Here is an 11344-nt window from a genome sequence, read left to right as displayed (position 1 = left end):
CTGGTCAAACAGGCCGAAGAACCCTGGTTCCAGACCGAATGGGCCTTTGCCGAAAAAGCCGGCAAGGAGCACGGGTTCACCGTGATCAAGATCGCCGTGCCCGACGGAGAGAAAACCCTCTCGGCCATCGACAGCCTGGCGGCCAACGGCGCCAAGGGCTTTGTGATCTGCCCGCCGGACGTGTCCCTGGGCCCGGCCATCGTGGCCAAGGCCAAGGTCAATGGCTTGAAGGTGATGGCGGTGGATGACCGTTTCGTCGACGCCAAGGGCGCCTTTATGGAGGACGTGCCGTACCTGGGCATGGCCGCGTTTGAAGTGGGCCAGAAGCAGGGCGCGGCCATGGCTGCCGAAGCGAAAAAACGCGGTTGGGACTGGAAGGACACCTACGCGGTGATCAACACCTTCAACGAACTCGACACCGGTAAAAAACGCACCGACGGCTCGATCAAATCCCTCGAAGAAGCCGGGATTCCCAAGGACCATATCCTCACCGCCGCGCTGAAAACCCTCGACGTGCCCGGCAGCATGGACGCCACCAACTCGGCGCTGGTCAAGCTGCCCAGCGGCGCGAAAAACCTGATCATCGGCGGCATGAACGACAACACCGTGCTCGGCGGCGTGCGCGCCACCGAAAGCGCCGGCTTTGCCGCGGCCAACGTGATCGGGATCGGCATCAACGGCACCGACGCCATTGGCGAGCTGAAAAAGGCCAACAGCGGCTTCTTCGGTTCCATGCTGCCCAGCCCGCACATCGAGGGCTACAACACCGCCCTGATGATGTACGAGTGGGTGACCAAAGGCACCGAGCCGCCCAAGTACACCGCGATGGACGAAGTGACCCTGATCACCCGCGAGAACTTCAAGGAAGAGCTGACCAAAATCGGGCTGTGGAAATGACCGCTGCGGCCCTGCGGTTTGACGGTATCGGCAAAACCTTTCCCGGGGTCAAGGCGCTGGACGGCATCTGCTTCACCGCCCACCCGGGGCAAGTGCACGCCTTGATGGGCGAGAACGGCGCCGGCAAATCGACGCTGCTGAAGATTCTGGGCGGTGCCTATATTCCCAGCAGCGGCACGGTGCAGATCGGCGAGCAGACCATGGCCTTCAAGTGCGCGGCCGACAGCATTGCCAGCGGCGTCGCGGTGATCCACCAGGAGCTGCACCTGGTGCCGGAAATGAGCGTCGCCGAAAACCTGTTTTTGGGGCATTTGCCGACGCGTTTCGGCGTGGTCAACCGGGGCCTGCTGCGCAAGCAGGCCCTGGCCTGCCTCAAGGGCCTGGCCGATGAAATCGACCCGGACGAAAAGCTCGGGCGCCTGTCCCTGGGCCAGCGCCAACTGGTGGAAATCGCCAAGGCGTTGTCCCGTGGCGCCCATGTGATTGCCTTCGACGAGCCGACCAGCAGCCTTTCGGCGCGGGAGATCGACCGCTTGATGGCGATCATTGCGCGCCTGCGCGAGGAGGGCAAAGTGGTGCTCTACGTGTCGCACCGCATGGAGGAGGTGTTCCGCATCTGCGACGCCGTCACCGTGTTCAAGGACGGCCGCTACGTGCGCACCTTTGACGACATGAGCACGCTGAGCCACGACCAGTTGGTGACCTGCATGGTCGGTCGCGACATCCAGGACATCTACGACTACCGCCCGCGCGAACACGGCGAGGTGGCGCTCAAGGTCGATGGCCTGCTGGGGCCGGGCCTGCGCGAGCCGCTCAGCTTCAAGGTGCGCAAGGGCGAGATCCTGGGCCTGTTCGGGCTGGTGGGGGCCGGGCGCACCGAGCTGTTGCGCCTGCTCAGCGGCCTGGAACGCGCCAGCGCCGGCAGCCTGGAACTGTGCGGCGCGCCGCTGCCCTTGCGCTCGCCGCGCGACGCCATCGCCGCCGGCGTGTTGCTGTGCCCCGAGGACCGCAAGAAGGAGGGCATCATTCCGCTGTCGAGCGTGGCCGAGAACATCAACATCAGTGCCCGTGGCGCCCATTCCGCGTTTGGCTGGCTGTTGCGCGACAAATGGGAGAAAGGCAACGCCGACCGGCAGATCCAGGCGATGAAGGTGAAGACGCCCAACGCCGAACAGAAAATCCTCTACCTGTCCGGCGGCAATCAGCAAAAAGCCATTCTCGGCCGCTGGCTGTCGATGCCGATGAAGGTGTTGCTGCTGGACGAGCCGACCCGAGGCATCGACATCGGCGCCAAGTCGGAGATCTACCAGATCATCCACAACCTTGCGGCCCAGGGCATTGCGGTGATCGTGGTGTCCAGCGACCTGATGGAAGTCATGGGCATTTCCGACCGCATCCTGGTGCTGTGCGAAGGCGCCCTGCGCGGCGAACAAACCCGTGAACACGCGACTGAATCCAACCTGCTGCAGCTGGCCTTGCCGCGCCGCGTGACGAACTGAGAGAAAACCATGACCACTCAAAACAACGCGTTGCCCACTGCACGCAAACCCCTCGATATGCGTGCGCTGCTCGACAACTGGGCGATGCTGCTGGCGGCGGTGGGGATTTTTGTCCTGTGTGCCTTGCTGATCGATAACTTCCTCTCGCCGCTGAACATGCGCGGCCTGGGCCTGGCGATTTCCACGGTGGGCATCGCCGCGTGCACCATGCTGTTCTGCCTGGCGTCGGGGCATTTTGACTTGTCGGTGGGCTCGGTCATCGCCTGCGCAGGCGTGGTCGCGGCGATTGTGATGCGCGACACCGACAGCGTCATGCTGGGCATCGGCGCGGCGCTGGGGATGGGGCTGATCGTCGGATTGATCAACGGCATCGTCATCGCCAAGTTGCGGGTCAACGCGCTGATCACCACCCTGGCGACCATGCAGATCGTGCGCGGTCTGGCCTACATCTTTGCCGACGGCAAGGCGGTGGGCGTGTCCCAGGAGCAGTTTTTTGTCTTCGGCAACGGCCAGTTGTTCGGCGTACCGGTGCCGATCCTGATCACCATTGTGTGCTTCCTGTTCTTCGGCTGGCTGCTCAACTACACCACCTACGGGCGCAACACCATGGCCATCGGCGGCAACCCGGAAGCGGCGCTGCTGGCAGGTGTAAACGTGGATCGCACCAAGATCCTGATCTTCGCCGTGCACGGTTTGATCGGCGCACTGGCCGGGGTGATCCTCGCCTCGCGCATGACCTCGGGCCAGCCGATGATCGGCCAGGGCTTTGAGCTGACGGTGATCTCGGCGTGCGTGCTGGGTGGGGTGTCGTTGAGCGGCGGGATCGGCATGATCCGCCATGTGATTGCCGGGGTGCTGATTCTGGCGATCATCGAGAATGCGATGAACCTGAAGAACATCGACACGTTTTACCAATACGTGATCCGCGGCTCGATCCTGCTGCTGGCGGTGGTCATCGACCGTATGAAGCAACGCTGACAGGCCGTTGGAGTGAGTGGGCTGCCCACGATGGCGGCGTGTCAGTTTGCACAGCCGTTTCTGTATTGACCTTCAGCATTTGCCATAATGGCGCCGTTTTCGTACTTCCCAATAGGCCCGATATGCAGGAAAACGCCCACATCCCCGTCAAAGACGCTGCGCCCACCGGCACTCAGACCCTGTTGCGTGGCCTGGGCGTGGTACAGGCGGTGGCGGCCGGTGCGCGGGATCTCAAGGAGATCGCCCGGCGCATCGGCACCACCCGCAGCACCACTCACCGCCTGGCCAGTTGCCTGGTGGAGGAGCGTTACCTGCGCGTGGTGCCGCAAGTCGGTTACCTGCTGGGGCCCAAGCTGATCGAATTGGGGTTTCAGGCGCGGGAAGAATTGCCGTTGGTGACCCTGGCAGTGCCTTACCTGGACCAGTTGTCGGCGTTGACCGGTGACACCATCCACCTGGCCATCCGCGAATACGACGACGTGCTGTACCTGCACAAGAACCCCGGCCGCAATGGTCCGGAAATGCGCTCGCGGGTCGGCCATCGCATGCCGCTGGCGCGCACGGGCGTGGGCAAGGCGATGTTGCTGGATGACTCGGTGCAGGAGTGGAAGCGCTTGTACGAAACAAGCCTGCCGGCGGGGGGGAAGAACCTGCAATGGCCGCAGCACCCGGAGCAATCCTGGGCGCAGTTCGAGCAGCGCATGCAGGAATACGTGGTGGGCGGTTATGCATTCGATCTGGAAGACAACGAACCGTCGATCCGTTGCGTCGCGGCACCGGTGCGCGATGCCAGCCGGCGAATCGTCGCCGGCATCAGCATCGCCAGTACCGTGCCCTATATGCCGCTGGAGAAAATGGCCGAGCTGATCCCTGTGATCAAACAGGTCGCAGCGCGGCTGTCAGCGGAGTTGGGCGCGAAGGCCTGATCAGGCTTTCAAGGTCGCCATGTCGATAACGAAGCGGTACTTCACATCGCCGGCGATCATGCGGGTGTAAGCCTCGTTGATCTGGCGGATGTCGAGCATTTCGATATCGCAGGTAATGCCATGCTCGGCGCAGAAATCCAGGACTTCCTGGGTTTCTGCAATGCCGCCGATCAACGAACCGGCCAGCACTTTACGCCCCAGCACCAGCTTGGCGGCGTTGACCGGCGGGTCCACCGGCTCGATCAAACCCACCAGGATGTGCACGCCGTCAAAGCGCAGCACGTCGAGGTAGGGGTTCAGGTCGTGCTGCACCGGGATGGTGTCCAGCAGGAAGTCAAAGCTGCCGGCGGCGGCCTTCATCTGCTCGGGGTCGGTGGACACGATCACATGATCGGCACCCTGGCGACGGCCTTCTTCGGCTTTGCTCGCGGAGCGGGTGAACAGGGTCACTTGCGCGCCCATGGCTTTGGCGAACTTGATGCCCATATGGCCCAGGCCGCCCATGCCGAGAATCCCGACCTTATCGCCGGCCTTCACGCCGTAGTGTTTGAGCGGCGAGTAGGTGGTGATACCGGCGCACAGAATCGGCGCGGCGCTGGCCAGGTCGAGCTTGGCCGGGATCTTCACCACAAAGTGTTCGCTGACCACGATGCTGTCGGAGTAGCCGCCCATGGTGTTGCTGCCATCCACGCGGTCCGGGGTGGCGTAGGTCATGGTCGGGCCTTCGAGGCAATACTGCTCCAAGTCCGACTGGCACGCGTCGCAGTGACGGCATGAGTCGACCATGCAGCCTACGCCCACCAGATCGCCGACCTTGTGTACGGTGACACTGGCACCGACGGCGGTGACTTTGCCGACGATTTCGTGGCCGGGCATCAGCGGGTACACGGCGATGCCCCATTCGTTGCGGGCCTGGTGGATGTCGGAGTGGCAGACGCCGCAGTAAAGAATCTCGATGGCCACGTCATCGGCGCGCGGGCTGCGACGTTCAAACGACATGGGGGCGAGGGGAGTGGTGGCCGACTGGGCGGCGTAACCGATGGCGGTGTACATGGGGAAACCTCGCAAAAAGCAGTGACAAGTGAGGTGAGCCATTCTCCCCACCGACCGTCCAGGCGACCATGGCGATTGCTCCGAGTCTCATGCCTAAAGCTCCGAAGGGCAGCTAAAAGCGGCAAGCTCCAAGCGGCAAGCTATAAACTGCGTACTTTCTTGCAGCTTGTGGCTTGATGCTTGCCACTCTGCGCCGAGTCGTGAATCTTCTGAGAGCTGCTTTTATGTTGTTGACCCGCCATCTCGATGCCAACGCCACGCTGGTTGCCTTGATTGAGGGGCTCACGTCCCGCGACGGTTTCTCCCCGACCCACCTGCCGGGGGTGCAGGTGCTGCGCGCCAGTTGCGACGTGGCGCGCGGGCCGCAGATCTATGAGCCGAGCCTGATGTTCGTGGCCCAGGGCAGCAAAGTGGCTTACCTGGGCCCGCGCACCCTGGAGTATGGCGCCGGCCATTACCTGATCCAGGCCATGCCGGTGCCGTTCGAATGCGAGACCTTCGCCATGGCGCCGGGCGCACCGTTGTTGGGGGTGACGGTGGGAATCGACCGTGTGGTGCTCGGTGAACTGGTCATGGCCATGGGCATGCAGGCCGGGCCACCGCCGACGGCGCAGACCCTGGAGTCGATGAGTTCGGTGGTGCTCGATGAGGCGATGCGCGGCTGTGTCGAGCGGCTGTTGCAGTGTCTGCACGATCCGCTGGAAAGCCGGATCATGGGCCCGGCGCGGGTGCGCGAATTGTTGTTCACCGCGTTGCGCGGACCCCAGGCCGATGTGTTGCGCGCCTTGGTGGAGCAGCAGGGGCAGTTCTCGCGCATTGCCACCTCGCTGAACCATCTGCATGCGCACTTCGCCGAACCGCTGAATATCGAAACCCTGGCCGGCTATGCGCACATGAGTGCGTCGACGTTTCACGAGCACTTCAAGCGCTGCACGCTGTTGTCGCCGGTGCAGTACCTCAAGCGCCTGCGCCTGCTCAAGGCCCAGCAACTGCTGTTGGTGGAAGGCATGGGCGTGGCGCAGGCGGCGCACAGCGTGGGGTATCAGAGCACGTCGCAGTTCAGTCGCGAATATAAGCGCTACTTTGAGCGCAACCCCGGTGAAGAGCGGGCTGCCTGATCGTTCCCATGCTCTGCGTGGGAATGCAGCCCTGGACGCTGCGCGTCCGCTTTTAAAGCCGTGACGCGCAGCGTCACAAGAGGCGTTCCCACGCAGCGTGGGAACGATCGGTGGCGGGGGTTACATATTCGGGTAAGTCGGCCCACCCGCACCTTCCGGCGTGACCCAGGTGATGTTCTGCGAAGGGTCCTTGATGTCACAGGTCTTGCAGTGCACGCAGTTCTGGGCGTTGATCTGGAAGCGTTTCTCGCCGTCTTCCTTGGTGATCACTTCATAGACGCCGGCCGGGCAGTAGCGCTGCGCCGGTTCATCGTAGAGCGGCAGGTTGGTGCCGATCGGGATGCTTGGGTCTTTGAGCTTCAGGTGGCAGGGCTGCTCTTCTTCATGGTTGGTGCCGGAGATGAACACCGAGCTCAGCTTGTCGAAGCTCAGCTTGCCGTCGGGTTTGGGGTAGTCGATCTTCGTGCTGTCTTTTGCCAGCTTCAGGCAGGCGTAGTCCGGCTTGGTGTCGTGCAGGGTGAACGGCATTTTGCCGCCGAGGATGTTCTGGTCGAACCAGTTGAAGCCGGCGCCGATGATCGGGCCGAATTTGTGCATCGCCGGGCCGAAGTTACGGGTGGCGAACAATTCCTCATACAGCCAGCTGGCTTTGAAGCTGTCGACATAGTTGGTCAGCTCGTCACCGCCTTGCGACTCTGCGAGCAGGCGCTCGGCCACGGCGTCGGCGGCGAGCATGCCGGACTTCATGGCCGTGTGGCTGCCTTTGATCTTGGCCACGTTCATGGTGCCCAGGTCGCAACCGATCAGAGCGCCGCCCTTGAACACCATCTTCGGCAGCGAGTTGATGCCACCCTTGGCCAAGGCACGGGCACCGTAGCTGATGCGCTTGCCGCCTTCCAGGTACTGGGCCAGCACCGGGTGATGCTTGAGGCGCTGGAACTCATCGAACGGCGACAGGAAAGCGTTGCTGTAGGACAGGTCGACGATCAGGCCGACGACCACCTGGTTATTTTCCAGGTGATAAAGGAAGGAGCCACCGGTGTTCTCGTTGCTCATGATGTCCAGCGGCCAACCGGCGGTGTGCACTACCAGGCCCGGCTGATGCTTGGCGGAGTCGATTTCCCAGATTTCCTTCAAACCGATGCCGTAGTGCTGGGCATCGGCGTCGCTGTCCAGGTTGAAGCGCTTGATCAGTTGCTTGCCGATGTGGCCACGGCAGCCTTCGGCGAACAGCGTGTACTTGCCGCGCAGTTCCATGCCGGGGGTGTAGACGCCTTCTTTTGGATGGCCTTCACGGTCGACGCCGAGGTCACCGGTGACGATCCCGCGGACCACGCCGTTTTCATCGAACAGCGCTTCCTGGGCAGCGAAGCCTGGGTAGACTTCAACGCCCAGGTTCTCGGCCTGTTGGGCCAGCCAGCGGCACAGGTTGCCCAGGGAGATGATGTAGTTGCCTTCGTTGTGCATGGTCTTGGGCACAAAGAAGTCAGGGACTTTGGTGGAGGTCTCGCTGCTGCGCAGGACATAGATGTCATCGCGCACCACAGGGGTGTTGAGCGGGGCGCCGAGTTCTTTCCAGTCCGGGAACAGTTCGTTCAGGGCGCGTGGTTCGAACACGGCACCGGAGAGGATGTGCGCGCCGACTTCGGAGCCTTTCTCGACCACGCAGACGCTGATTTCCTTACCGGCTTCGGCGGCCTTCTGCTTCAGTCGGCAGGCGGCGGACAGGCCCGCCGGGCCAGCGCCGACGATGACCACGTCGAATTCCATGTATTCGCGTTCCACAGGCTATCTCCTACTCAAGGCTCAACAGGCTTTTTTTCTAATGGATGGAGGTTCGGTGTCGTCTTGCGGTAGCGGCAAGACCACCTTTCTCTCTAGGTGGCGCATTATATATAGACCACTGTCAGCGTCCAATACAAACGTTTGTTTGAATTGGCCGCAGGCTAGGTAAATCAAAGCAACGCGGCTTATGACTGGCCATTTTGCCGTATTGACCAGAATAGGCGTTCCGGTCAATATACGGTCGGTTTTGCGCTTACCGTAGGCAGACAGCAGGTTTCAAGAGCACGTCCAAAAGCGAAACAGGTGACGCGCGCCCGAGCACCGGCGCGCAGTTTACACGCCGCGATAAAGAATGACCTCTCAGTCACCACTGACGAACGGTCATCACTTCCCGTGAGCAAGGCCACTTGCCGACGTTTTTGGAGGTGCCCTTGTGTGCCGATGAGCATCAACCGCCAGGTTCGCCTAGGCGACTTTCTTTTCACCGGAGAGTAACGAGGAATCCATGAAGGTTCTTGTAGCTGTCAAACGCGTTGTCGATTACAACGTGAAAGTTCGCGTCAAGGCGGACAATTCCGGCGTCGATCTTGCTAACGTCAAGATGTCGATGAACCCATTCTGTGAAATCGCCGTGGAAGAAGCCGTACGCCTGAAAGAGAAAGGCGTGGCGACTGAAATCGTCGTGGTTTCCATCGGCCCGACCACTGCTCAAGAGCAGCTGCGCACCGCCCTGGCGCTGGGTGCAGACCGTGCGATCCTCGTCGAATCCGCTGAAGACCTGACCTCCCTGGCCGTTGCCAAGCTGCTCAAGGCCGTTGTCGACAAGGAACAGCCTCAGTTGGTGATCCTTGGCAAACAAGCCATCGACAGCGATAACAACCAGACGGGCCAGATGCTCGCTGCGCTGACCGGTTACGGCCAGGGCACCTTCGCCTCCAAAGTCGAAGTGAGTGGCGACAGCGTTGCCGTGACTCGCGAAATTGACGGCGGCGCGCAGACGGTTTCCCTGAAACTGCCGGCCATCGTCACCACCGACCTGCGTTTGAACGAGCCGCGCTATGCGTCCCTGCCAAACATCATGAAAGCCAAGAAGAAGCCGCTTGAAGTGCTGACTCCGGATGCTTTGGGCGTTTCCACCGCCTCCACCAACAAGACCGTCAAAGTCGAAGCGCCGGCTGCACGCAGCGCGGGCATCAAGGTCAAGTCGGTGGCTGAACTGGTCGAGAAACTGAAAAACGAAGCGAAGGTGATCTGATCATGGCTATCCTCGTAATCGCTGAACACGACAACAAGGTGCTGGCCCCGGCCACCCTGAACACCGTGGCTGCGGCCGCTAAAATCGGTGGCGACATTCACGTACTGGTCGCCGGCCAAGGCGCGGGTGCTGTAGCCGAAGCCGCTGCGAAGATCGCGGGCGTGAGCAAAGTGCTGAACGCTGATCATGCCGCCTACGCGCATCAACTGCCGGAAAACGTAGCCCCGCTGGTTGCAGAGCTGGGCGCCGGCTACAGCCACATCCTGGCGGCTGCCACCTCCAACGGCAAAAACATCCTGCCGCGCGTTGCTGCGCAACTGGACGTTGACCAGATCTCCGAGATCGTTTCGGTCGAAAGCGCCGATACCTTCAAGCGCCCGATCTACGCCGGTAACGCCATCGCGACCGTACAGTCCAACGCTTCGGTAAAAGTGATCACCGTACGTGCTACCGGTTTCGACCCGGTTGCCGCCGAAGGTGGTTCGGCTGCCGTTGAAGCCGTCTCCGCTGCCCACGACGCCGGCACTTCCAGCTTTGTCGGCGAAGAGCTGGCCAAGTCGGACCGTCCTGAGCTGACCGCTGCCAAGATCGTCGTTTCCGGCGGCCGTGGCATGCAGAACGGTGACAACTTCAAGCACCTGTACGCTCTGGCCGACAAGCTGGGCGCTGCGGTCGGCGCTTCCCGCGCGGCCGTCGACGCAGGTTTCGTACCCAACGACATGCAGGTCGGCCAGACCGGCAAAATCGTTGCGCCACAGCTGTACATCGCCGTCGGTATCTCCGGCGCGATTCAGCACTTGGCCGGTATGAAAGACTCCAAGGTGATCGTTGCGATCAACAAGGACGAAGAAGCACCGATCTTCCAGGTGGCCGATTACGGCCTGGTGGCGGACTTGTTCGAAGCCGTACCTGAGTTGGAGAAGCTGGTCTAATCCAGTCGCTTCACTTATAAAGAGCCCGGTCTTGTGACCGGGTTTTTTTTCGCCCGGCCTTTTGTGAATATCGGAGAAACCGCCATGGAACTGCGCCCCTGGGCCTTATTGCTGAGCCTTTTGCTGTTGCCCAGCCTGGCGCTGGCCGCCGGCAAATGTGAGCGCCTGGTCATCACCGGCAGCCCGGACGCGCCACCCTTGCTTTGGCGTGATCCGCAGGACCCCACGCACCTGATCGGCGCCACCGCCGATGTGTTGCAGCAGGTCGCCAAGGATCTTGGTGTGAAAATCGACCTGCTCTATGGCGGCACGCGCTCCCTTGCTCTGGACGAGGTGCGCAGCGGGCGCATGGACATACTTGCCGATGCGCCGCTGAACCTTGGAGAACTGGATAACCTCGATTACATTCACCCGGCGTTGGTGCAGACCGACTATCTGGTCTGGACCCGTAAAGACTCGACGCTGTCCTATGCCACAGCCGGCGACTTGCAAGGCTTGAAGGGGGCGGTGTCGGAGCGCGCACGTTTAACCCCCGCGTTCGACACCTTCGCTATGCAACACTTGAACCTGCAACGCCTGCCCACCTTGACGCCAGTGTTCCAGAAACTGCTGCTGGGGGAGGTGGATTACGTACTGGCGGGGCGCTATTCCGGCATGGCCCTCGCCCAGACGCTGGGTATGAGCAATGACCTGATCGCCCACGATACGCCCATCGACCAGCCTGGCCTGTATCTGGCGATTTCACACAACTCGGCCTGCAATGATCCGTGGTTGCGCGGACAGCTCGCCAAAAAGATGACAGAATTGGCCGGGTCTGGTGTGGCGCAAGCGGCGCTGCAGCGCAAACTCGAGCGCTGGAAAGCGCAATTGCAACAACCTGTCGGCACCCAAACAAAGTAGG

At 61.8% G+C, this 11344-nt stretch carries 10 protein-coding genes; 8 read left to right on the top strand and 2 right to left on the bottom strand.

Going from position 1 to position 11344, the window contains the following annotated elements; genetic code table 11:
- The 4 genes from KZX66_RS25355 to KZX66_RS25340 all read left to right on the top strand — a co-directional run.
- On the top strand, window positions 1–897 hold an 897-nt coding region (locus KZX66_RS25355; protein ID WP_248083947.1), incomplete at its 5' end, for a substrate-binding domain-containing protein.
- Window positions 894–2396, top strand: coding sequence for an L-arabinose ABC transporter ATP-binding protein AraG (araG, locus tag KZX66_RS25350; protein WP_248083946.1), 1503 nt, complete (start codon window positions 894–896; stop codon window positions 2394–2396). The genes KZX66_RS25355 and araG, both read left to right, overlap by 4 nt.
- Window positions 2397–2405: 9 nt before the next feature.
- The gene (araH, locus tag KZX66_RS25345) at window positions 2406–3374 is read left to right on the top strand and encodes an L-arabinose ABC transporter permease AraH (RefSeq protein WP_248083945.1); all 969 of its coding nucleotides are present in this window, start codon (window positions 2406–2408) and stop codon (window positions 3372–3374) included.
- Window positions 3375–3496: 122 nt separating this feature from the next.
- Entirely contained in the window at window positions 3497–4300 is an 804-nt protein-coding gene (locus KZX66_RS25340) for an IclR family transcriptional regulator (RefSeq protein WP_248083944.1), read from the top strand.
- On the opposite strand, the gene KZX66_RS25335 is transcribed toward KZX66_RS25340, so the two are convergent.
- Window positions 4301–5353 carry an NAD(P)-dependent alcohol dehydrogenase gene (locus KZX66_RS25335; protein ID WP_248083943.1) on the bottom strand — a complete coding sequence of 351 codons (1053 nt, stop codon included), beginning with the start codon at window positions 5351–5353 and terminating at the stop codon, window positions 4301–4303.
- A 224-nt stretch (window positions 5354–5577) separates the two neighbouring features.
- Between KZX66_RS25335 and KZX66_RS25330 the strand changes: the two genes are divergently transcribed.
- Complete coding sequence (locus KZX66_RS25330) at window positions 5578–6471, top strand: AraC family transcriptional regulator (RefSeq protein WP_248083942.1); 894 nt, start codon at window positions 5578–5580, stop codon at window positions 6469–6471.
- 120 nt (window positions 6472–6591) lie between these two features.
- Here KZX66_RS25330 and KZX66_RS25325 read toward each other — a convergent pair whose 3' ends face one another.
- The gene (locus KZX66_RS25325) at window positions 6592–8256 is read right to left on the bottom strand and encodes an electron transfer flavoprotein-ubiquinone oxidoreductase (RefSeq protein WP_248083941.1); all 1665 of its coding nucleotides are present in this window, start codon (window positions 8254–8256) and stop codon (window positions 6592–6594) included.
- A 505-nt stretch (window positions 8257–8761) separates the two neighbouring features.
- On the opposite strand from KZX66_RS25325, the gene KZX66_RS25320 reads away from it, so the two are divergent.
- The 3 genes from KZX66_RS25320 to KZX66_RS25310 all read left to right on the top strand — a co-directional run bounded on the left by KZX66_RS25320 (window position 8762) and on the right by KZX66_RS25310 (window position 11343).
- Entirely contained in the window at window positions 8762–9511 is a 750-nt protein-coding gene (locus KZX66_RS25320; RefSeq protein ID WP_032887429.1) for an electron transfer flavoprotein subunit beta/FixA family protein, read from the top strand.
- A 2-nt stretch (window positions 9512–9513) separates the two neighbouring features.
- Window positions 9514–10443, top strand: coding sequence for an FAD-binding protein (locus tag KZX66_RS25315; protein ID WP_248083940.1), 930 nt, complete (start codon window positions 9514–9516; stop codon window positions 10441–10443).
- An 84-nt stretch (window positions 10444–10527) separates the two neighbouring features.
- Window positions 10528–11343, top strand: coding sequence for a transporter substrate-binding domain-containing protein (locus tag KZX66_RS25310; RefSeq protein ID WP_248083939.1), 816 nt, complete (start codon window positions 10528–10530; stop codon window positions 11341–11343).
- The last annotated feature ends 1 nt before the right edge of the window (window position 11344 follow it).

Origin of the sequence: Pseudomonas sp. EYE_354, assembly GCF_023148575.1 — a bacterium.
Lineage (GTDB): Bacteria > Pseudomonadota > Gammaproteobacteria > Pseudomonadales > Pseudomonadaceae > Aquipseudomonas.
The sequence above is the reverse complement of the archived record's forward strand: the minus strand, read 5'-3'. Positions and strand labels throughout refer to the sequence as shown.

Coding starts and splice junctions, on each gene's coding strand:
- KZX66_RS25315 (WP_248083940.1), top strand. CDS start 9,514: ATGGCTATCCTCGTAATCGCTGAACACGACAACAAGGTGCTGGCCCCG.
- KZX66_RS25310 (WP_248083939.1), top strand. CDS start 10,528: ATGGAACTGCGCCCCTGGGCCTTATTGCTGAGCCTTTTGCTGTTGCCC.
- araH (WP_248083945.1), top strand. CDS start 2,406: ATGACCACTCAAAACAACGCGTTGCCCACTGCACGCAAACCCCTCGAT.
- KZX66_RS25340 (WP_248083944.1), top strand. CDS start 3,497: ATGCAGGAAAACGCCCACATCCCCGTCAAAGACGCTGCGCCCACCGGC.
- KZX66_RS25335 (WP_248083943.1), bottom strand. CDS start 5,353: ATGTACACCGCCATCGGTTACGCCGCCCAGTCGGCCACCACTCCCCTC.
- KZX66_RS25330 (WP_248083942.1), top strand. CDS start 5,578: ATGTTGTTGACCCGCCATCTCGATGCCAACGCCACGCTGGTTGCCTTG.
- KZX66_RS25320 (WP_032887429.1), top strand. CDS start 8,762: ATGAAGGTTCTTGTAGCTGTCAAACGCGTTGTCGATTACAACGTGAAA.
- araG (WP_248083946.1), top strand. CDS start 894: ATGACCGCTGCGGCCCTGCGGTTTGACGGTATCGGCAAAACCTTTCCC.